Origin of the sequence: Winogradskyella epiphytica (assembly GCF_003217215.1) — a bacterium.
GTDB lineage: Bacteria > Bacteroidota > Bacteroidia > Flavobacteriales > Flavobacteriaceae > Winogradskyella > Winogradskyella epiphytica.
Genome location: NZ_QJTD01000002.1, coordinates 715192 through 734572 on the forward strand (window position 1 = coordinate 715192; position 19381 = coordinate 734572).

At 33.5% G+C, this 19381-nt stretch carries 27 protein-coding genes; 11 read left to right on the top strand and 16 right to left on the bottom strand.

Annotation, left to right across the window (positions count from 1 at the left end; all coding sequences use genetic code 11):
• The first annotated feature begins 20 nt into the window (after positions 1–20).
• Positions 21–959, top strand: coding sequence for a LysR substrate-binding domain-containing protein (locus DFQ11_RS08355; protein ID WP_110475395.1), 939 nt, complete (start codon positions 21–23; stop codon positions 957–959).
• A 44-nt stretch (positions 960–1003) separates the two neighbouring features.
• On the opposite strand, the gene DFQ11_RS08360 is transcribed toward DFQ11_RS08355, so the two are convergent.
• From DFQ11_RS08360 to DFQ11_RS08370, 3 genes are all read right to left on the bottom strand, one after another.
• Positions 1004–1201 (bottom strand): hypothetical protein, encoded by a 198-nt coding sequence (locus DFQ11_RS08360; protein ID WP_110475396.1) that lies wholly within the window; start codon positions 1199–1201, stop codon positions 1004–1006.
• Positions 1202–1433: 232 nt separating this feature from the next.
• The gene (locus DFQ11_RS08365) at positions 1434–2234 is read right to left on the bottom strand and encodes a TIGR00266 family protein (protein WP_110475397.1); all 801 of its coding nucleotides are present in this window, start codon (positions 2232–2234) and stop codon (positions 1434–1436) included.
• A 122-nt stretch (positions 2235–2356) separates the two neighbouring features.
• Positions 2357–2812, bottom strand: a complete 456-nt coding sequence (locus DFQ11_RS08370) for a DUF4442 domain-containing protein (protein WP_110475398.1) — start codon at positions 2810–2812, stop codon at positions 2357–2359.
• A 214-nt stretch (positions 2813–3026) separates the two neighbouring features.
• Here DFQ11_RS08370 and DFQ11_RS08375 point away from each other — a divergent pair, with 214 nt between their 5' ends.
• From DFQ11_RS08375 to DFQ11_RS08395, 5 genes are all read left to right on the top strand, one after another.
• Entirely contained in the window at positions 3027–3473 is a 447-nt protein-coding gene (locus DFQ11_RS08375; RefSeq protein WP_110475399.1) for a DUF4870 domain-containing protein, read from the top strand.
• A gap of 158 nt (positions 3474–3631) precedes the next feature.
• Complete coding sequence (locus DFQ11_RS08380; protein WP_110475400.1) at positions 3632–3973, top strand: PadR family transcriptional regulator; 342 nt, start codon at positions 3632–3634, stop codon at positions 3971–3973.
• Positions 3970–5739, top strand: a complete 1770-nt coding sequence (locus DFQ11_RS08385) for a PspC domain-containing protein (RefSeq protein WP_110475401.1) — start codon at positions 3970–3972, stop codon at positions 5737–5739. Before DFQ11_RS08380 ends, DFQ11_RS08385 begins: the two co-directional genes overlap by 4 nt.
• Positions 5740–5824: 85 nt before the next feature.
• Positions 5825–6541, top strand: coding sequence for a head GIN domain-containing protein (locus tag DFQ11_RS08390; protein ID WP_110475402.1), 717 nt, complete (start codon positions 5825–5827; stop codon positions 6539–6541).
• Between the two features lie 253 nt (positions 6542–6794).
• Positions 6795–7631 carry a GIN domain-containing protein gene (locus tag DFQ11_RS08395; RefSeq protein ID WP_229791247.1) on the top strand — a complete coding sequence of 279 codons (837 nt, stop codon included), beginning with the start codon at positions 6795–6797 and terminating at the stop codon, positions 7629–7631.
• An 87-nt stretch (positions 7632–7718) separates the two neighbouring features.
• On the opposite strand, the gene trxB is transcribed toward DFQ11_RS08395, so the two are convergent.
• On the bottom strand, positions 7719–8702 hold the full coding sequence (gene trxB, locus DFQ11_RS08400; protein ID WP_110475403.1) for a thioredoxin-disulfide reductase: 984 nt from the start codon (positions 8700–8702) through the stop codon (positions 7719–7721).
• Positions 8703–8861: 159 nt separating this feature from the next.
• On the opposite strand from trxB, the gene DFQ11_RS08405 reads away from it, so the two are divergent.
• Entirely contained in the window at positions 8862–9341 is a 480-nt protein-coding gene (locus DFQ11_RS08405) for a hypothetical protein (RefSeq protein ID WP_146221509.1), read from the top strand.
• Between the two features lie 85 nt (positions 9342–9426).
• Here DFQ11_RS08405 and DFQ11_RS08410 read toward each other — a convergent pair whose 3' ends face one another.
• From DFQ11_RS08410 to DFQ11_RS08425, 4 genes are all read right to left on the bottom strand, one after another.
• On the bottom strand, positions 9427–9588 hold the full coding sequence (locus tag DFQ11_RS08410) for a DUF1328 family protein (RefSeq protein WP_110475405.1): 162 nt from the start codon (positions 9586–9588) through the stop codon (positions 9427–9429).
• A gap of 354 nt (positions 9589–9942) precedes the next feature.
• Complete coding sequence (locus tag DFQ11_RS08415; protein WP_189342991.1) at positions 9943–10614, bottom strand: SOS response-associated peptidase family protein; 672 nt, start codon at positions 10612–10614, stop codon at positions 9943–9945.
• 200 nt (positions 10615–10814) lie between these two features.
• Positions 10815–11264 (bottom strand): ferritin-like domain-containing protein, encoded by a 450-nt coding sequence (locus DFQ11_RS08420; protein ID WP_110475407.1) that lies wholly within the window; start codon positions 11262–11264, stop codon positions 10815–10817.
• A 304-nt stretch (positions 11265–11568) separates the two neighbouring features.
• Positions 11569–12003 (bottom strand): hemerythrin domain-containing protein, encoded by a 435-nt coding sequence (locus tag DFQ11_RS08425; protein ID WP_110475408.1) that lies wholly within the window; start codon positions 12001–12003, stop codon positions 11569–11571.
• Between the two features lie 202 nt (positions 12004–12205).
• Between DFQ11_RS08425 and DFQ11_RS08430 the strand changes: the two genes are divergently transcribed.
• Positions 12206–12787, top strand: coding sequence for a DUF2652 domain-containing protein (locus DFQ11_RS08430; protein WP_110475409.1), 582 nt, complete (start codon positions 12206–12208; stop codon positions 12785–12787).
• 48 nt (positions 12788–12835) lie between these two features.
• Entirely contained in the window at positions 12836–13867 is a 1032-nt protein-coding gene (locus DFQ11_RS08435) for a helix-turn-helix domain-containing protein (protein ID WP_110475410.1), read from the top strand.
• On the opposite strand, the gene DFQ11_RS08440 is transcribed toward DFQ11_RS08435, so the two are convergent.
• Genes DFQ11_RS08440 through DFQ11_RS08450 form a run of 3 tightly spaced genes read right to left on the bottom strand, consistent with a single transcriptional unit; the run spans position 13868 to position 14759 of the window.
• Positions 13868–14074, bottom strand: a complete 207-nt coding sequence (locus DFQ11_RS08440; RefSeq protein ID WP_110475411.1) for a DUF6327 family protein — start codon at positions 14072–14074, stop codon at positions 13868–13870.
• A 1-nt stretch (position 14075) separates the two neighbouring features.
• Positions 14076–14423: a hypothetical protein gene (locus DFQ11_RS08445; RefSeq protein ID WP_110475412.1), complete on the bottom strand. Its 348-nt coding sequence runs from the start codon at positions 14421–14423 to the stop codon at positions 14076–14078.
• A gap of 3 nt (positions 14424–14426) precedes the next feature.
• Complete coding sequence (locus tag DFQ11_RS08450; RefSeq protein WP_110475413.1) at positions 14427–14759, bottom strand: YtxH domain-containing protein; 333 nt, start codon at positions 14757–14759, stop codon at positions 14427–14429.
• A 200-nt stretch (positions 14760–14959) separates the two neighbouring features.
• Here DFQ11_RS08450 and DFQ11_RS08455 point away from each other — a divergent pair, with 200 nt between their 5' ends.
• Positions 14960–16324, top strand: a complete 1365-nt coding sequence (locus DFQ11_RS08455; protein WP_110475414.1) for an NAD-dependent succinate-semialdehyde dehydrogenase — start codon at positions 14960–14962, stop codon at positions 16322–16324.
• Between the two features lie 10 nt (positions 16325–16334).
• Complete coding sequence (locus tag DFQ11_RS15290; protein WP_189342990.1) at positions 16335–16487, top strand: hypothetical protein; 153 nt, start codon at positions 16335–16337, stop codon at positions 16485–16487.
• A 26-nt stretch (positions 16488–16513) separates the two neighbouring features.
• Here the strand turns inward: DFQ11_RS15290 and DFQ11_RS08460 are convergent, their stop codons facing one another.
• From DFQ11_RS08460 to DFQ11_RS08475, 5 genes are all read right to left on the bottom strand, one after another.
• Positions 16514–17467, bottom strand: a complete 954-nt coding sequence (locus DFQ11_RS08460) for a bile acid:sodium symporter family protein (RefSeq protein WP_110475415.1) — start codon at positions 17465–17467, stop codon at positions 16514–16516.
• Positions 17468–17562: 95 nt separating this feature from the next.
• Positions 17563–17703: a hypothetical protein gene (locus DFQ11_RS15295; RefSeq protein WP_189342989.1), complete on the bottom strand. Its 141-nt coding sequence runs from the start codon at positions 17701–17703 to the stop codon at positions 17563–17565.
• 185 nt (positions 17704–17888) lie between these two features.
• Positions 17889–18407 carry a DUF6503 family protein gene (locus tag DFQ11_RS08465; RefSeq protein ID WP_146221510.1) on the bottom strand — a complete coding sequence of 173 codons (519 nt, stop codon included), beginning with the start codon at positions 18405–18407 and terminating at the stop codon, positions 17889–17891.
• 3 nt (positions 18408–18410) lie between these two features.
• Positions 18411–18719 (bottom strand): hypothetical protein, encoded by a 309-nt coding sequence (locus DFQ11_RS08470; RefSeq protein WP_146221511.1) that lies wholly within the window; start codon positions 18717–18719, stop codon positions 18411–18413.
• A gap of 7 nt (positions 18720–18726) precedes the next feature.
• Entirely contained in the window at positions 18727–19374 is a 648-nt protein-coding gene (locus tag DFQ11_RS08475; RefSeq protein WP_110475418.1) for a DsbA family oxidoreductase, read from the bottom strand.
• Positions 19375–19381: the final 7 nt, after the last annotated feature.

Consider the following 19381-nt stretch of genomic DNA (forward strand, 5'->3'; position numbering starts at 1 on the left):
TATAGTCAAAATTAATACACATGACAATTACACAACTGAAATATGTTTTAGCCATAGCAGAGCATAAGAATTTCACCAAGGCTGCAGAGCATTGTTTTGTTACACAACCTACTTTGAGTACTCAAATTCAAAAACTAGAGGAAGAATTAGATATCGTTATTTTCGACAGAGGCAAAAAACCCATTGAATTAACTGAAGTAGGCCGTAAAATTGTCTATCAAGCTCGAAATATAGTTAATGAAGCCGACAGGATTCAGGATATTGTAGATCAGCAAAAAGGATTTATTGGAGGAGAATTTAGATTAGGCATAATCCCAACGATAATGCCCACACTCCTACCTATGTTTCTTAAGACTTTTATTAAAAGATATCCTAAGGTTAAATTAAAAATTGAAGAATTAACGACTGAAGATATTTTAGCAAGATTAAGTGAGGGTCATTTAGATGCTGCTATTGCGGCCACGCCGTTAGAAAGCGACAACATTAAAGAACGAGTGCTCTATTACGAACCATTCGTAGCCTATGTCCCAGATAGCCACAGATTAAAAGACAGTAAGCGTATTGAACCTTCTGATTTAAATATAGACGATATGTTACTTTTAGAGGATGGTCACTGCTTTAGAGATAGTGTTATTAATTTATGTAAAGCCTTAAAGGAGCAAGTGGACGAAAATTTCCAAATAGAAAGCGGAAGTATTGAAACCCTCATAAAATTATCTAATGAAGGTTTAGGTATGACCCTACTACCATATCTACACACTTTAGATATTAACGACCAACTCAAATCCAATTTAAAACATTTCACAGAGCCCTCTCCTGCAAGAGAAGTGAGCATTATTTATCACAAAAGTGAATTAAAAATGCAAATTATTGAAGCATTACATGATGTGATTTCTGGAATAATTAGAGGTGCTATTGCCTTTCAAAATGTAGAAATTATTAGTCCTCGGGCTAAATAAGTCTTACAAATGAAAAAGCGACTCGTGAGTCGCTTTTTTTTATTCTATTCTTTAAGATAGACTAAACATTGATTTAAATCTGGATTTTGATTGACAAGTGACTGAATAAAAATTCGAAGTTCCTCAAGTTCGTGAGGCAGTAAACGTCTTACTGCTTTTTGCACTTCTTTACAGAATAATGTCGCATCAAAACTCACTTTGCTAAGTACCGTTTTCGTGTACTCGTACATTGCTCGCGCCATAGATAATAATTTTAAGTTTTTAGGTTAACAAAAAAAGTTTAGTAGTTTTTCTCTATACGCTATAGTTTCAATTATTACTCTAAGATAGCAAATTATTTTAACCAAATTTTGTTTCTATCGAAGTTTAACAAATTCCTATGTTAAAAGTAGGAAATACACGATGAACAATATATTCGACAGGGGTGCATTCTTACAATTTTAAATACTGATTTTCAATATGTTATATAATTGACTAAAATCTATTATCACCATCTAATAAATCTCCAATACCACCTAAAATACTTCCTTCACCTTTAGACTTCCCTCCTCCTTGTGGTGCAGAAGCTAAAACTCGACCGGCTAATCGACTAAATGGTAAAGACTGTATATACACCTTTCCGGGTCCTTGTAGTTTTGCAAAAAATAAACCTTCGCCTCCAAAAATAGAATTCTTTATTCCACCTACAAATTCAATATCGTAGTCGATGCCTTGCGTAAATCCTACTATACAGCCTGTATCTACACGTAAAATTTCTCCTGCTGCCAAAGTTTTTTCGGCCATCGTACCACCAGCATGTACAAAGGCCATTCCATCGCCTTCTAATTTTTGCATTATAAACCCTTCACCTCCAAAAAGCCCTCTTCCCAATTTCTTAGAAAACTCAATCCCTATACTCACCCCTTTTGCGGCACATAGAAATGCATCCTTTTGACAAATGAACTTTCCGCCAAAATTGGTTAAATCAATAGGTATTATTTTTCCTGGATAAGGTGAGGCAAATGAGATATTTCGTTTCCCTGTAAGATTATTATAAAAGGCGGTCATAAACAGACTTTCACCGGTTAAAATACGTTTACCAGCTCCTAATATTTTTCCTAAAAACCCTGAATCTTTCTCAGAACCATCGCCGAAAATCGTATCCATTTTAATACCATCATCCATCATCATAAAACTTCCGGACTCGGCAACAACGCCTTCTTGAGGATCAAGTTCTATTTCTACATATTGCATTTCTTCCCCATAAATGCGGTAGTCTATTTCGTGTGCTTTCATACTAAAAATGTTGTTTATTTATTTGTAGTATAAGTTAGTAATTTGTTACAAAACACAATTTACTTAAAGTATATTTTTTATATAATATATTAACACACAGCACTTAATATCAAATACCACACCTAAGACTTAACTTTAAGCGTCCATTCAAAATTAAAGGAAGATACCTCTACGCCTTCTGAATTAACCCCGTTAGCATTTAACCATACGGTTTGCCCCTCTCCTGTTTCAATAGCCTTTTTAATCGTGTCATCTATTTTATGACCTTCTATACAGGTAAATGTAATTCGTCCTGTTGCCTTTTTTGTAAACGAAGCATTATTGTTAGCCACCAACATAGATATGTTTTTACCGCTTTCTTTAATTTTCTTCATCACTAAAGCTCCTGTGGTTAATTCTGCAGCCATACCCTGAACCGCCCAAAACATGGAATTAAACGGATTCTGGTTAATCCAACGATGCTTTACAGAAACATGACAGGATGTATCATCTAAATGTGTGGTACGGACACCTGTAAAATAAGCAGCAGGCAGCTTATATAATAGAAACATGTTGAGTTTTGATGGAGATATTTTCATTGGATATTATGTCTTTCCTATAAGATTAAACGCCTTAGTGATTGTTATAAAATTGGAGTTAAACCTTGTGTAAATTTTCTAATTCACGCCTAAAATAAGTGAAAATATCTAACCCAACTAATGTTAATAAAATGTTAATTATAGGTACTATGTGTAACATACTACCTTCCTAAAGACATATATTTGTATAAGCAACTATTATATCCTTTTTAAAATGATAGACAATCACCATAAAAATTTAGCGACATTTATTCATTTGTCAACCTTTTCAAGATTTCTAATTCCATTTGGTAATTTTATAGGTCCAATAGTGCTATGGTCTGTAAATAAAGACAAATCAGAATTTGTAGATCAACATGGTAAACAAGCCATTAACTTTCAAATTAGTGTATTACTATACGCTATAATTATAGGAACTCTCAGCGTTCCCTTCTTTATATTCAAATTATTTAAAGGATTAGATGTTATCGATTTTAATGGATTCCATAATTTCCATATAAACATCGGAGAACCTTCTCCTCTACTTTATATAGGAGGTGGTTTAGGAGTATTAGCCGTATTAGCCTTCATCATAGAATTGGCCTTAATTATAAAGGCCAGTTTGTCTGCGCGAGATGGTAAAATGTTTAACTACCCACTAACTATTAAATTTTTAAAGTAAATCAACATATTCATCATTATTTATATCAATCAAAAAAATGAACAGATTAATCAAATTAAAGAAACTTAAATTATGACCGTTACTCTAATCAATTCAACAGTCAAGAACTTAAGTTATTGGCTCAAAAAGCATAACACCTTAACAAACAATTACAAAGAATGAAAATAGAAAACACAAAAGCACAGATGCGTAAGGGTGTTTTGGAGTATTGCATTTTATCCATTTTAAAGGAAGAAGATGCATACGTTGCTGAAATACTCAGCACATTAAAAGACGCAAAAATGCTTGTTGTAGAAGGCACCATATACCCACTACTAACAAGATTAAAAAATGCCGGCTTATTGCATTACCGTTGGGAAGAATCATCTTCTGGACCACCAAGAAAGTATTACGGACTCACAGATACAGGCAAACTGTTTCTTAACGAATTAAATACAACTTGGAGTGAATTACAAAATGCCGTTAACCTAGTTACTCAATCAAAAACATCAAAAAAATGAATAAAACAGTCAATATAAATTTAGCAGGTATATTCTTCCATATAGATGAAGATGCGTATCTAAAATTATCACGCTATCTTGAGGCTATAAAACGTTCATTTACAGACTCTCAAGGACGTTCCGAAATCATAGCAGATATTGAAGCTCGTATAGCTGAATTATTCTCAGAACGCATTCAAAATGACAGACAAGTCGTAGGGCTAAAATTAGTTGACGAGGTGATTGCCATTATGGGACAACCTGAAGATTATTTAGTTGATGACGAAATCTTTGAAGACGAACCAAGTTCTCAGTATAATCAAAAATCAAGCTCGACTAGACGTTTATTTAGAGATACAGATAATTCTTATGTGGGTGGTGTTTCCGCTGGATTAGGTCATTATTTTGGAATTGATCCCTTATGGATTCGTTTGGTATGGTTCTTTTTAATATTTGGTGCTGGTACCGGGTTTCTGCTTTATATTTTACTTTGGGCCTTAATACCTGAAGCTAAAACAACAGCTGAAAAACTTACCATGACAGGCGATCCTGTGACCATCAGTAACATTGAAAAAAAAATCAAGGACGGAATTGATACCGTCTCTGAAACTGTAAAAAATGTCGATTTAAAAAAACATGGAGATAAGCTTAAAGAAGGTTTCGATACGGTTTCCGATACTGTAAAAGGTGTAGATTTTCAAAAACAAGGAAACAGAATAAAGTCGGGATCTCAAGACTTTTTTGAATCTATTGGTTCTTTAATTATGTTTTTTCTAAAGGTCATTGCTAAGTTTATCGGAATAATTTTAATCATTGTTGGTATTACTACCTTGATTGGGTTAATTATCGCGTATTTCACGATTGGCATTACCAATGCCGTACATTTTCCACCAATGAATTTCCTCGATGTAGCTAATGCCGCAAACATACCCATGTGGCTCATGTCTACTTTAGTGTTCTTCGCCTTTAGTATTCCGTTTTTCTTTGTCTTCTATTTAGGTCTGAAAATTTTGGTAAACAACCTTAAATCTATAGGTAAAATTGCCAAATTCACACTATTAGGATTATGGTTAATGTCCATTATAGGCATCATTATCATTGGCATAAAGCAGGCTACAGAATATACTTTTGATGCTGAAGTAATTGCTGAAAATGAACTTAATATAAAAGCAAATGACACCTTAAAAATTCAAATGACAGGCATGAATCGCTATAAAAATTATTACTTTAATAACGGTAACGATTTCAAGTTAATAGAGGATGACAATGGCCAAAGTATCGTGTCCTCTAACGTGAAACTTATGGTATTCTCCACAACAGATAGCTTAGCTAAAATCACCATAGAAAAAGAAGCCAGCGGAAGTTCTTATGAATTAGCTAAAAAACGTGCAAGCGCAATTGATTACAATTTTAATACAACTCAAAACACTTTAGAGTTAGATGCTTTTCATATCACTGATGCCAAAAACAAATTCAGCGATCAAGAAGTCCGAGTTACTGTTTACTTACCTGAAGGCGCCATCCTTTATACCGATAAAAACACGAAGCGATTCCAAAGAAAATACTATAACAGCCTTAATAATATTTTATCTAAAACCGAAACTAATCATTATTTCAAAATCATGAATAATAAGGTTGAATGTTTAGATTGTGAAGAGGCAATAGAAAAGTCCGATGATACGTCTAAATTATCAAATGACACCATTAACACTACCATAGACAAGCCAGAAGTAAGCATCAAAATTAACGGAGAAGATGGTGTAAATATCGAAGTAAATGACAATTGAAGTCAGTGAGTTTCCAATTCACCATATTAAAATGTGGTCAATTTAATTTATAACATAATCATTAATCAAAAAACCAACAGAAATCATGACCACATTAACAAAAATTATCGTTACTAGTATTCTAAGTTTATTAATGCTTTCCTGCGTTATGGGTAAAGGCATAAAAGGCAATGGCGATGTCATCAGCGAAGTTCGAAATATTCCAAGCAATTTTAATGCGATTAAAGTCAGCCAAGGATTAGATCTTTATATTACACAGTCCAACGACGTATCTCTATCCGTTGAAGCTGATTCCAATCTCCATGAGATTATTATGACCGAAGTAGAAGATGGCGAATTACGTATCTATACTACAGAAAACATTCAAACGGCGACTTCAAGAAAAATTATGTTAAGCATAAGCGATATAACTGCTATTAAAGCAACAAGTGGAAGCGACGTATTCACTACAAATACTCTAGAAGTTAAAAACTTAAAACTCACTTGTACTAGTGGCGCAGATATGAGCCTGAATGTAAAAACGGAACAATTAAGCTGCGAAACTACAAGTGGCAGCGATATTAAATTAAGAGGAAGCACGAAAGAATTTATTGCCAAAGCGACGAGTGGTAGTGAGATTGATGCTTCAGAACTCAAGACTGAAGTTTCTGAGGTTAATGCGACAAGCGGTGCGGATATTTCTGTTAATGTTTCTAAGGAATTAACAGCAAATGCAACCAGTGGCGCAGACATACGTTATACCGGGAATCCTGAAAAAATTAACGCATCAGACAGCTCTTCTGGAAGTGTAAAAAAACAATAAAGTCAACAAGAAACAGACACTATTTACCCAAAAACAAACCATTCATTACCAGTTATTTAAAAGCCATCTCAAACTCTAAATACAGTTTGGGATGGTTTTTGCATATCTTTGTTTAAGCGTTTAGAAGTAGGTCTTATTAAATAGAAAATATTTATATTGACAATCTTAAGCCTTAGAGTAAGTCGGATATACTTTAAAATAACGACTTAGTTTTAAGCTTTTGTATTTTTTAAACGCCCCTAAATATTAGAATATGAAAAAAACATTACTTATTCTGCTTTTTATGCTAGCAGCTATAACAATGGCAACAGCTCAGTCGGCAGAGAAAATTAAAGGCGACCGAAATGTCACCATAAAACAGACCTTTATTGACGATTTTCACTCGATAGTCGTCGACGGTGATTTTTCTATTGAAGTTATTTATAATAGTAAGCCTTCTGTCAATGTTGAAGCTGACGATAATTTACATGAAGTTATTCAGTTTGAAGTTGTTGACGGTATACTCACATTTGTAGAAACTATGAGAATTACGTCTAAAAAGAGACTTAATATTACGGTTAATTACAGTGACGGCTTAAAACATATTGAAACCAAAGGTGATGGAGAAATTAGATCTCTTACATCTATGGAGTTAAAAGATGTCACTTTAGTCACTTCTGATAATTCTAGAGCCTATTTAAATATTAATGCAAAATCCTTCAATTATAAGAGTTCTGGAAAGTCTAAAACACGTTTAAACCTTACAGCAGATTCTACAATAATAGAACTAAGCGACAACAGTAAGTTAGATGCTTTGGTAAATAGTAAAGTTGCCAATTTTGATTTATACCAAAGAGCTAATGCCGTAATAGAAGGAACTGCCAATAGCTCTGTATTTAGATTGAACAGTTCTGCTAAGTTTGATGGATCTAAGTTTGATGTAAAGTCTGCAGATGCTACAACCGAAGATAGCAGTGACTTAACTTTATTTGCAAGCAATGCTATTAATATTGCGGCTTCAGGTAATTCAGAAATCTATTTATTTGGAAATCCAGCCATTACAATTACGAAGTTTGAAGGTACTACTAAACTTCAAAAGAAAAGTAGATAATTTAGTTAGGAATGCGATTCCTATTAATACTTAAATAAAAAGCCGAAGTAAATCTACTTCGGCTTTTATATTATATGATTTCCACTTCTAATTATATGTAGAAGTTGCTACTTCAAAATCAGAATCCTTGGCCGCTAAATAACGTTCAGCGTCTAGAGCTGCCATACAACCAGTTCCTGCTGCAGTAATCGCCTGTCTGTAAACATGATCTGCCGCGTCACCACTTACAAAAACACCTTCGACATTCGTCTTACTGGTTCCTGGAACTGCATTAATAATATATCCTGTTTCATCTAAATCTAAGTAACCTTTAAAGATATCTGTATTAGGTTTATGACCTATAGCTACAAAGAAGCCAGTCGCTTCAATCACAAATTTTTCATTTGTCTGATTGTTAAAAGCTCTTACGCCTGTAACCACGTGACCATCTCCTAAAACCTCATCAGTCTCCGTATTATATAAGATTTCGATGTTTTTAGTATTAATAACACGCTGTGCCATAATTTTCGAAGCTCTAAACTCATCACGTCGCACTAACATGGTCACTTTTTTACAAAGTTTAGATAAATAATGAGCTTCCTCACATGCCGAATCTCCCGCACCTACTATCACCACTTCCTGATTTCTGTAAAAGAATCCATCACAAACGGCACAGGCAGAAACACCGCCTCCTAACTGTAAATATTTTTGTTCTGATGGTAAACCTAAATATTTTGCAGAGGCACCAGTAGATATAATTACTGTTTGGGCGTGAATTTCTTTCTCGTCATTCACCCAAACCTTGTGGATATCTCCAGAAAAATCAACTTTAGTAATCCAACCATGACGTACATCTGTACCAAAACGTTCCGCTTGTTTCTGTAATTGAATCATCATTTCAGGACCGGTTACGCCATCTGGATAACCAGGGAAATTTTCCACATCATTAGTTGTAGTCAACTGACCTCCAGGCTGTTCTCCTTGATATAAAACAGGTGCCATATTCGCTCGAGAAGCGTAAATTGCTGCTGTATAACCAGCTGGACCTGACCCTATAATTAAACATTTTAATTTTTCTATTGTATCCGACATATCTTGTAATTTAACGTATTGCAAAAGTAGGTTTTTTGACTAAAACCTTACATATAAGTTATTAACACTGTTTATTGTGATATAATTTATTTAAATCGTAGTTTGATTTAGCTTATAATTTCGTAATTTATAGGTGTTTAATCTCTAAACCCTATTATTATGTCATTTAGAATCCTACTCGTAAGCCTTGTCTTTGTGTTTATATCTTCATGTAAAGACAATCAAAATCAAACACAAATGAACACTGAAGTAGAAGAAACTTCACACAAAAACACTGCTAGTCTAAATGGAACATGGGAATTAGTAGGGTTTTATAATTACAAAGATAACAAAGTTGTTGATACCTTTAATATTTCATCACATTTCAGACAAATAAAAATGTATACAGATAGTAAAGTGATGTGGTGTAAATTTAAACCGGCAGATTCTTCTGAGTGGTTCGGTTATGGTACCTATAAATTTGAAGACAATACATTGACGGAAGTTTTAGATTTTGGTTCTGAGGTTATGAATAAGGTTATTGAGGAAAAGAAAAAATTTAAGTTTGAACTCACCTTAGGTTCCGATAATTTTGAACAGATTGAATTAGATGAAGACGGGAACCGTATTTACTCAGAAAACTATATACGAATTGAATAGACAAACCTTATCATTACGTAAAATAGCCTCGAAATTTTCTAAAAATTTCAAGGCTATTTTGCATATTAGCTCATCTAATTTAAACCTATTTCTTAACCACACCCTTTAAAAGTGACAATATAAATAATACTATAAATATAAAGAATATGATTTTTGCGATTCCTGCTGCTGCTCCAGCTACTCCACCGAATCCTAGAATTGCAGCTATTATTGCGATTATAACGAATGTAATTGTCCAACGTAACATAATTAATGGTTTTTAGTTATTATTTAGAGTTTCTAACCTTCCTTATAAAGGTCGGATTAAAGATTGATACTTATTTGCTCATACCAAAAGCTTATTAACCGTATTAAATCTTAAGGTATTATAACAAATAAAAAGCGAATCCTCAAGTTGAGAATTCGCTTTTTGGGTAACCAACCCTTACTAAACTAATTAAAGTAATAAAACTTAAATTGCTATTAACTATGATACAAATATAACCGACTTCATTAGCACTCTTCTGCTCATAAGAATCAATGTTTAACTCAATTGATCAGATTTTAAAAAAAAAAGGAGCAAAATTGTAATTATTTAAAACAAAGCTCTAAAGTAAAGACCTTACTTGATTGATAAAACCGGGACCTTACTATATTGGGCTCTTTCTAAAATAGAGTCAAAAACAATATCATTTTTGTAAAACTCTTTTGAAATCGTATGTGCTTTTAATTCTAACTTTTGTAAATTAATTATCCCTTCGTCAGATAGGTCTAAATCCTGGGACAACCACTCCTCATAATTATGATGACTTAGAGCAATCGGAAAATCATTTCCTAAATTATGAACTCCTTTTAAATCATCTTTTAATGAAGACGTCAATAGACTTACCGTTAAAAACCCATCATTTAATATGGAATACACTCCGGCTAATGCAAAAGGTTTATGGTCTTTTTCATAAACATAAAATGGATATATCTCGCCATTATAGTAATAAGAAGTAAAAAAGCCAGAGACAATAATAGCACAGCGCTGATCCATTAACAAATTGTTAATCCAATCTAATTGTTGCGCATTGTCTAAAGACATATTCAGTGTATTACTTAGGTTTTGAAAACTCTCCCATCCTTCATTAAAATTCTGAGGTAATAAACCCCAAATAGCATAATCGATACTCTGGGATTGATCCATAGTAATTATGGGTAAAGATTGTTCGGACAAGCCATTTATAATAGGTGAAGTTCTATATAGCAAAGGAAATTTAAATTTGGCATCAAAAGTAGACTCGATGCTCATAAGATCTGTTGTATTTGATAATTTATAAAACATTTCTTTTTTGTTTGCAATGTCGTCATTTCCGTTCTACTATATTATCGAATACACATAAAATAGTAGCTCAAAAAGAATTCGATATTTAACATTTAAAGCGCAAATAAAAAGAGCGCATTCTAATTAAGTATAGAATACGCTCTTATTAGAACTATAGGGTTCTCTTATTATCTCAAACTCTCAAGTGACTTCACTTCTGATAAATCCGTGTCGATTTGATTTTTCTGTGACATTAAAATCGACTTAGTACTACTTGGTAAACTAGCTTCTTGCAGTACTTCATTGTATTCACTTACTGCAGCTTTCTCGCCTCTGATAGCTTCTTCTAACATAGATTCGGCATCATCCGCAGAAAATAAAGCTTTCACATCCATCCAAGTTCTATGAGCAGCACCTTTAATACTTCCTCCTTTATCTACTTCTTGACCAAAAGATGTGATTTCAGATTTTAATTCATGACCAAACGAACGTCTTTGTTCCGCTTTACGGTTAAAGTAATTTTTTAAACCTGCGTGTTCTACATTTTCAGCAGCTTTTTGGTATCCTTTTTCCGCGTCGTAATTCTTTTCAAGTAATCCGTTTAATTTACTTCCTACTTCTTCTGTGTATGTTCCCATTGTATTATAATTTTAAAATTAAGGTGATTTTCTTTTGAGATGATTCACCATTCTACATCTTTATAAGTCGTTAAGACTCTTACTTTTGCTACTCAAAATTAATCAACATTCTATGGTTTCATTAGTTCGATTACGGAAGAAATTAACTCTATGACTTTAAGCAATTTATACTAGTACCTTTACCCCTAATTACACATTAGTTAATAAAAAAACTACCAATCCAAAACTCTATACCAGTAATTAAATAACTGCTTAGAATTTTGAATCGATAGCTCTCTTCGTTACAAAATATGCGTTTCAAATACTACCTATACTCTTTCATATAGGCATTATATTTCACCGCCAAATCTTCTTTTTCCTTTTCACTTAATATTTTCCCGGATAACTGAAAGAAGGTATGCTCCTCATCCTCTAGGTGGTGCTCTACTTTTTCTTTTAAATTCTTAGCTATTTTAAGCCATCCAGAAGAATCCATTTCAGTTTCTTCCAACTGCTCGATAAGTTCATCTATTTCATGATGCTCTGCAATACCATGACGGGCATGTTCCTGCATCATATCGGTAGGAATTAATGGTTTGTAAAAATGCCGCTCTTCTGCATTAGCATGTAAAGTAAGTTCTTTTCGTAATTCTTTAAACAATTCTTGTCTCGTTTTAGTATCGCCAGAGGTGTCTACGAGTTTGTCTAATAAATTGCGCTGAATGTCGTGATCCTTTCGTATAGCTTCATAAATAGTCATAATTTCTTATCTTTTCAATTATTGTAAATATAACTTTTAGCTGGTGCAAAGTTTTGCTGTATACGTGGAAAGGTTAATCGGATTCAATTATAATTAATTTGCACTCATTAATAATTGTCATATTTGTTGAAGCATTGAATGATATAATTAAAATTAAGTTATTTTTACATTTCAACTTTGTTTAAAATTTAATACCTAATATATGTTAATCTGTATTCCTGATATTAGTGGATTCACCAAATTTATGAGCGATGCAGAAGCAGACTTAAGCTCTAAAGTAATTCCTGCGTTGTTGAATAAAATCATCTATTCCAATGAAATAGGTCTTAGGGTTTCTGAGATTGAAGGTGATGCGGTATTATTTTTTAAAAGAGGTGACTTACCTCCACTTAAAAAACTTATTGATCAGTGTAATTTTTTCTATTCTGAATTCTATAAACAATTAAAATCATTGGATCACAAATTTAAAGATGAAACCAATGAAGATACAGATATCAAGTCTTTGGGTTTAAAAATTATATTACATTACGGCTCTGATGTAGAGGCTGTATCCATAGGTAAACATATCAAATTAATAGGTGAAGATGTTGTTATAGCGTATAAGCTACTTAAAAACGATATTGACCAAGACGAGTATATTTTACTTTCTGAAACCTTACTTAATCAGTACGATCCTGAAGATGTAGAAACCAAATTATTCTGGTCAGAACTCAACCAATGTAACGAAGTGTATGAGCATATAGGCGAGTTAAAATATGCCCATACCAATTTTAAAAGTTTATAATCACAATTTGTCAATAATATTAAACTATCTAAACAGCTTTAATTTAGCATGATTGAAATTTCTTTGAACCCCTCAAACACAAGGGATATTTTAACTCAAATCAACGAGTTTTTAGGTGGACAAATAGAAGAGCAATGGGGAGAATATGTAATGCGCATAGACAACCAAAATGCTACGGGAAAAATCACTTATATCCCATTTGATTGGGGAGTAAATTTATTAGATTTCGACATTGAGTTTCATAAGGATTTTATTCTAAGAATAGATAATGAAGACTTTAATCCCATACGTTTTATATACAACTTGAAGGGCTATTTTTATCATCGCTTTGGTGAACAAAATTTAGAACGTAAATCAGAACAATTTCAATCTGTAATTTTCACTAATAAATCTGAAGGTATCAACTACATGCATTTTCCAAAGAATGAAAAACTTCAGATCAATGTGATTCAAATTACCAGAAAGGAGTTCATGAAAAAAAGGACCACGAATGTGTCCTCTTTAAATAAAAAATTATATGAAGTCTTTGTAGATAAAGATCAAGATAATAAATACATGCATTTTGGTGAACTCAATTTAAGAATCGCCGATGATGTTAAGGCCATTCAAAAAGTGAGGTCTAAAGGCATGCTACGCATTTTGAAAATCGAAGCTAAAGTTTATGAAATCTTATCTTCACATATTCAGCAACACGACAGACAAAATAGCGGAAAAAAATTGCCTACATCACTTACCAAAAATGAGCTTAAAACCGTTAAGAAAATTTGTGATATCATTCGAAAAGACCCTGCTAAACAGTATTCCTTAGATCAGCTATCTGAAGACTACGGATTATCTCAAGCCAAGCTTCAAGATGGATTCAAATTCCTTTACAAACGTACGGTTACCGAGTTTATCCGACATATCCGACTAGAACAGTCTCGAAACTTAATGAAGACTACCGATCTAAACATTTCTCAAGTAGTCTATTCCATAGGATTTACGAGCCGAAGCTATTTCTCTAAAATATTTAAGGAGAAATTTGGCATTTCTCCTAATGAATTTAAAAAGCAAATCGTTACTAAGGTAAAAGTACAGTAGTTACCTTCTAAATAACCATTTTTTTATGACGGCTATAAAGCTGTATTTACCAGTCAATTTGAGTGCAGTACTTAGCCAATTCATTGGCTGTAAGTTTTCCTTGTACTCATTTTTAATTAACTTGAGTTCTTCCCATGCTATATCACGCTCTAGTTTATAGCGCTTTAAATCATTTTCAATAGCTTCGAATGATGTGTACTCTTCCATATTAATTAAAAAATTTATTTCCGACTTTCTTTATAATATAATAATTGAATTTAGTCCTCAGCATATAGATGATGATGGCCAATACTAAATAAATCAAACCAACAAGCAAAAATCCTAGCGAAAAACTTCCTAGAGAGTTTCCTAATTTTAAAGCACCTGCAATGGATAAAAATACCAAGCCTGCAAAAAGAAAACTTCCTATAGCCAAAACCTTAGTCATTAAGGTTAACGACAAAGTTAATTGCTGAAAGACTTTTAATTTCAAATATTGGTGAGACGCTCTAATATAACGCTCACCAATATCTGATGCCTTACCGGTTGTACTACTCATATCTTCAAATACGCTCATTGCTTAGGCTTTTTTCTGAAGATTTTTATTTCTATCTTTTAAGTCTTTTAATTTAGCTTCTAAGGTTGAAATAACATCTTCTGCCTTATAACTAGCGTTAGAAACGATAGATTCTACTTGATGATCTAAACTCTCCTTGCCTGATGCAATAGTATGACCTAAAGAATCTCTTAATTCAGTAGCTTTTCTTGCCGCTTGATCTCTAGTAGCCGCTGCCTCATCTGCAATTCTTCTTCTCGTTTCACTACCTTTATCTGGTGCAAATAAAATACCTAAAACTGCCCCTACTGCTGTTCCTGCTAAAATTCCTAATACTGTATTTCCGTTATTACTCATGTTGTTATACGTTTTAAATGATTAAACTTGATTATCAGCGTTTTGCTGTGTTACAAAGATACGAATCTTATAGCATAGAACTTAACTCTTTAGATAGCAATTTTAGCTGAAAAGCAATTTAGTGTACGGGTTAAAGTTTTGAGTGATAGAACTAATGGTAAACCCTTATAAATGCTATATTTGGTATAAACTCTTTTATTATGACTTCTACTATTAAAACTACAAATCCTTACAGTGGAAAACAGCTTGAAACTTATCAATTAGATTCTCCGGCTGATTTAGATAAAAAACTACAATTAGCAGATAAAACGTTCAGAACTTGGAAAGATGATGACATCGAAGATCGTGTAGCTCTTTTCAAAAAATTAGCAGATCAATTATTTCAGGAGAAGAAATCATTAAGCGAACTTATGACCAATGAAATGGGGAAACCTATTTCTGAAAGTCATGCAGAAATAGAAAAGTGTATTTTCCTGATTGACTTCTATATAAAAAATGCCGAAAAATTTTTAAGAGACGATATTATTGAAACTGATGCCTCTGAGAGTTTTATAAGTTATGATCCTATGGGTTGCGTATTGGCTGTCATGCCATGGAACTTTCCATTTTGGCAAGTCCTAAGATTCGCCGTTCCAACACTTGCTGCGGGCAACGTAGCCCTATTAAAACACGCTTCTAACGTTACAGGCTGTGCACTTGCCATAGAACGATTGTTTACAGAAGCTGGATTTCCTAAAGGTTGTTTTCAAACGTTAATTACAGATCATAATGCTATTGAAGATATCATCGGTAACGACATCGTTAAAGCGGTCTCATTAACCGGAAGTGACAAAGCAGGTCGAAAGATAGCAGAGCTTGCCGGAAAACACCTTAAACCGTCTCTATTGGAGTTAGGAGGTAATAATGCCTGTATCATTTTAGAGGATGCCGATTTAGATAAACATATAGATACCATTGTTAAAGCACGAATGCAAAATTCGGGACAAAGCTGTATCGCAGCAAAACGATTTATTGTGGTTGATAAAATATATGAGGAATTTATAGACAAATTCAAATCAAAAGTTGAGAACTTAAAGTATGGGAATCCATTAGAAGAAGATACGAAAATGTCTTGTCTAGCTCGTGAAGATTTAGCAGAAACCCTAGCAGATCAAGTTCAAAAATCGGTTAAACTTGGTGCTAAAGTACTTGTTGGGAATAAGCAGGATGCAGCTTACTTTGCTCCTACGATTCTTACGGAAGTGACTAGTGATATGCCTGTATTCAAAGAAGAAACCTTTGGTCCGGTAGCTGCTGTAATTAAAGTAAAATCTGAAGATGAAGCTTATAAAATGGCAGCACTTTCAAAATTTGGCTTAGGCACTATGGTTTTTACGGCAAATGTCGAAGCAGCTTCAAAACGAATTTCAGAAATAGAAGACGGCGCCTTTTTCATTAACGAAATGGTAAAGTCCGATCCGAGATTACCTTTCGGAGGAACAAAAATTTCTGGCTATGGCCGCGAACTCTCTAAGGAAGGGATGTTGGCCTTTGTAAATAAAAAAACAGTATATATTAATAACTAAAATAGAAGCTATGAAATTTGTAAAAGACGAAGACGACAAAAGAAAAGACTATTTATTCCAAGATGATGCCAAGACTAAATCAGGGGCTTTAATAATCATTATTGTACTAGTCATATTGGTTGCTGCAGTAATAGCATCTGGTATTCATTTTAAATGGTTCTAAGCACGAACTTAGACTATAATCGATTATTAAGATTTTTTGGTGGCTATAACACTTATTATTAATATCTGTATAGCGTGGAAAAGCATTAATGGTAGAAGCACTATACCTATGGTGGCCATGTTTCCGAATAGTATTTTAGAAAATACGGTACCATGCACTAATGACTTCTTTGTACCACAAAACTGTGCGGTAATCTGATCCTCTCTTGAGAATTGTAATTTTCGTGAGAGAAACCCTGTGAGATAAAACGCCACCACAAATAAGAGTATAACACCCACAAATAACAATAGTAAGTCCAAAATTGAAACTGAGCTGAAGATATTGCTCTCAAAGGATTCTGCGAAACTCTTATAGATGATAAGTAGAATTATTGATTTATCAAAAACCGTTAGCTTGCTGCTATGTTTACGTGCCAATCCTCCTAAAAATCGCTGCAGAAAAAGACCTAAAATAACGGGTAATAAAATTTGTAGGATAAGTTTCAAATAGATGTCTGTAAAGTCGAAATCGGTCTGAGCTTCATTTATAAACAGTCCCATCCACAATGGGGTTATCGCTATTCCTATAATACCCGATATACTCGCGTTAAAAATGGCGGCAGGTATATTCCCTTTTGCCATGGACACCATAACCACCGAAGATGAAACGGTTGATGGCAATGCAGCTAAAAAGAAAAACGCGAGCCAAATCGTTTCTTGTTCTTCATTTTGAACGAAAGGATGGATCGTTAATACTAATAAGGGAAAAATTAGAAATGTCGCCGACTGCACTAATACATGCAGTTTCCAGTTTTTCAAACCTTCTTTTAACTGTGTAGCATTTAATTTGAGTCCGTAAAAGAAAAATATAAGTGATATACCTATGGCACTAATAGTATCGATGGGTACAATACTATCTTCCGTTCCCCATTGTGGAAATAAGTATGCTATAGCAATGGTAATTATAATACCAAGAACAAACTTATCAATCTTAATATTCATGTATTAATTAATTCTTGATTTATAAATGAGGCCTACAGCTCCTTGATTGATTAATAAAATCAAAACTAAGGTATCGCCCAAAATAAAGATGAATCTCACTCTTTTTTAAACAGTAAAACGGCGATTATTAAAAATCCAATTCCTGTAAGCACAGGAGGAAGAATATCCGCACGTAGACCTAATCCAATCATTGCAATAGCAATAATTACAAGGAGTATTAAAAGTATATTTTTCATCTCTATTCTATTTAAAGTTCATTCTGCTTTTACATGGTCATCTATCCCCTGAACAAAATCTAGGTCCTAAAATTTTAAATTCACCTGCTAAATATAGCTTTTCAACGCTCAAGGTGGCCATTAATTCCAAAATATTATATCGTCAGAATTAGAGCAAGCTCCAGCAGAACTAAAAGATTCTCCGTCTATTTATTAAATAAATCCTTATTTAAATTTTGATTGAATTTTATATTTTTAGATAGTTCCTCTACCCATGTATCGTTAATCACATTGGCCTCCCAATCCGATTTCGTGTATTTACGATATGTAGTTAAATAGACACCATCAATCTGTTCATAATTCACACGCATTAATAGGGGATCTGTTACTTCTTTTGAAACTACCGTAAACAGAAACTGATCGACCAATTGCGTCTTTGGGTTAATATACAATTGATAAGTATCGGTAGCTATTGATTCAGGAGACTCAAAACTCACTTTAACAACCTCATAGTTATCGCCTTCAATCGTCTTCTGCCCTAAATAATCGTAATTGATTCCAGGGTCTAATAATTTCTGCATCATAGCAAACCAATAGAAATTAGTTTTACGTGTAAAAGTAACAGCTTCTATTGCTTCAGTCTCTGATACTTCTTGTCCGTTTATCTTAATCCAAAAATCCTTTCCATTATACCCTTGCTCCATCTCACCTTTTAATTTTGGCAAAGTTCATTCGTGTTTTAAATAGTTGGCATGAGACAATTCGCCATCAAAAATATAAGATTCAATAGATACATCCTCTTTCTGATCTGGTGTACGGTAGGTATACTCATAAACAACATCCTTTAAATCTAAAAGATCTTGATAACTACCTGTTTTTTCAATCATTTCATAGACTAATTCGTGTCCTTTATTCTGAAACTTTGGCAATTCTACCGCTGAAATCTCCTCAGATTTCCCCTCTTTGGTTCCGTTTGCACAGGCTGCGACTAACATAGCTAATAAAATGGCTATACTTAATTTTGAATAAGATATCATATATGTTTTATTTTGGTTCAAGAATCTCAGTTAACAATTGTTTAAATACATCTACAGGCTGAGCTCCAGTAACTGCACTTTGTCTATTAAAAACAATGGTAGGTACTGAACTTACGCCTAAGTTTTTCCAATAATTTTGTTTAGATCGAATCTCTTGGCGCGCGGTTTCATCATCTAACTTTGAAATTGCCTCTTCTGCATTTAAACGAAGGTCTAATAAAACCTGTTTTAAGACATCTCTATCTGACACATCCTTTCGCTCACTGAAAAAGGCTTTGGTCAGCGCCATTTTCAATGCGGTTTGTTTTCCAAATGCTTTGGCGTAATCCAATAAAATATGAGCATCAAAAGTGTTAACCATACGCATATCGTCAAAATAATCGAAGTTAAATCCAACCTCAGCACCAACCCTTTCCATATGGTTCTGTGATTCCTTCTGCTGCGCATCACTTACCCCGTATTTTTCGGCAAGGTGTTCATGTAAATTTTGTCCTTCAGCAGGCATATTCGGATTCAATTCAAATGGTTGCCACTCTATATCTACCTGATCTTGAAGACCTAATTCTGAAATTGCTTTTTCTAAGCGTTTATAACCAATAGTACACCATGGACAAACCACATCTGAAACCACATCTATTTTTAATTTTTCTTTCATTTATTTA

What these genes read in the sequence shown, in the direction of transcription:
- DFQ11_RS08460 (WP_110475415.1), bottom strand. Translation starts at nt 17,467, where the DNA reads ATGAATATTAAGATTGATAAGTTTGTTCTTGGTATTATAATTACCATT.
- DFQ11_RS08470 (WP_146221511.1), bottom strand. Translation starts at nt 18,719, where the DNA reads ATGATATCTTATTCAAAATTAAGTATAGCCATTTTATTAGCTATGTTA.
- DFQ11_RS08410 (WP_110475405.1), bottom strand. Translation starts at nt 9,588, where the DNA reads ATGTTACGTTGGACAATTACATTCGTTATAATCGCAATAATAGCTGCA.
- DFQ11_RS08360 (WP_110475396.1), bottom strand. Translation starts at nt 1,201, where the DNA reads ATGGCGCGAGCAATGTACGAGTACACGAAAACGGTACTTAGCAAAGTG.
- DFQ11_RS08405 (WP_146221509.1), top strand. Translation starts at nt 8,862, where the DNA reads ATGTCATTTAGAATCCTACTCGTAAGCCTTGTCTTTGTGTTTATATCT.
- DFQ11_RS08355 (WP_110475395.1), top strand. Translation starts at nt 21, where the DNA reads ATGACAATTACACAACTGAAATATGTTTTAGCCATAGCAGAGCATAAG.
- DFQ11_RS08445 (WP_110475412.1), bottom strand. Translation starts at nt 14,423, where the DNA reads ATGAGCGTATTTGAAGATATGAGTAGTACAACCGGTAAGGCATCAGAT.
- DFQ11_RS08385 (WP_110475401.1), top strand. Translation starts at nt 3,970, where the DNA reads ATGAATAAAACAGTCAATATAAATTTAGCAGGTATATTCTTCCATATA.
- DFQ11_RS08420 (WP_110475407.1), bottom strand. Translation starts at nt 11,264, where the DNA reads ATGGGAACATACACAGAAGAAGTAGGAAGTAAATTAAACGGATTACTT.
- DFQ11_RS08430 (WP_110475409.1), top strand. Translation starts at nt 12,206, where the DNA reads ATGTTAATCTGTATTCCTGATATTAGTGGATTCACCAAATTTATGAGC.
- DFQ11_RS08375 (WP_110475399.1), top strand. Translation starts at nt 3,027, where the DNA reads ATGATAGACAATCACCATAAAAATTTAGCGACATTTATTCATTTGTCA.
- DFQ11_RS08365 (WP_110475397.1), bottom strand. Translation starts at nt 2,234, where the DNA reads ATGAAAGCACACGAAATAGACTACCGCATTTATGGGGAAGAAATGCAA.
- DFQ11_RS08380 (WP_110475400.1), top strand. Translation starts at nt 3,632, where the DNA reads ATGAAAATAGAAAACACAAAAGCACAGATGCGTAAGGGTGTTTTGGAG.
- trxB (WP_110475403.1), bottom strand. Translation starts at nt 8,702, where the DNA reads ATGTCGGATACAATAGAAAAATTAAAATGTTTAATTATAGGGTCAGGT.
- DFQ11_RS08415 (WP_189342991.1), bottom strand. Translation starts at nt 10,614, where the DNA reads ATGAGCATCGAGTCTACTTTTGATGCCAAATTTAAATTTCCTTTGCTA.
- DFQ11_RS08475 (WP_110475418.1), bottom strand. Translation starts at nt 19,374, where the DNA reads ATGAAAGAAAAATTAAAAATAGATGTGGTTTCAGATGTGGTTTGTCCA.
- DFQ11_RS08370 (WP_110475398.1), bottom strand. Translation starts at nt 2,812, where the DNA reads ATGAAAATATCTCCATCAAAACTCAACATGTTTCTATTATATAAGCTG.
- DFQ11_RS08435 (WP_110475410.1), top strand. Translation starts at nt 12,836, where the DNA reads ATGATTGAAATTTCTTTGAACCCCTCAAACACAAGGGATATTTTAACT.
- DFQ11_RS08450 (WP_110475413.1), bottom strand. Translation starts at nt 14,759, where the DNA reads ATGAGTAATAACGGAAATACAGTATTAGGAATTTTAGCAGGAACAGCA.
- DFQ11_RS15290 (WP_189342990.1), top strand. Translation starts at nt 16,335, where the DNA reads ATGAAATTTGTAAAAGACGAAGACGACAAAAGAAAAGACTATTTATTC.
- DFQ11_RS08390 (WP_110475402.1), top strand. Translation starts at nt 5,825, where the DNA reads ATGACCACATTAACAAAAATTATCGTTACTAGTATTCTAAGTTTATTA.
- DFQ11_RS08395 (WP_229791247.1), top strand. Translation starts at nt 6,795, where the DNA reads ATGAAAAAAACATTACTTATTCTGCTTTTTATGCTAGCAGCTATAACA.
- DFQ11_RS08425 (WP_110475408.1), bottom strand. Translation starts at nt 12,003, where the DNA reads ATGACTATTTATGAAGCTATACGAAAGGATCACGACATTCAGCGCAAT.
- DFQ11_RS08455 (WP_110475414.1), top strand. Translation starts at nt 14,960, where the DNA reads ATGACTTCTACTATTAAAACTACAAATCCTTACAGTGGAAAACAGCTT.
- DFQ11_RS15295 (WP_189342989.1), bottom strand. Translation starts at nt 17,703, where the DNA reads ATGAAAAATATACTTTTAATACTCCTTGTAATTATTGCTATTGCAATG.
- DFQ11_RS08440 (WP_110475411.1), bottom strand. Translation starts at nt 14,074, where the DNA reads ATGGAAGAGTACACATCATTCGAAGCTATTGAAAATGATTTAAAGCGC.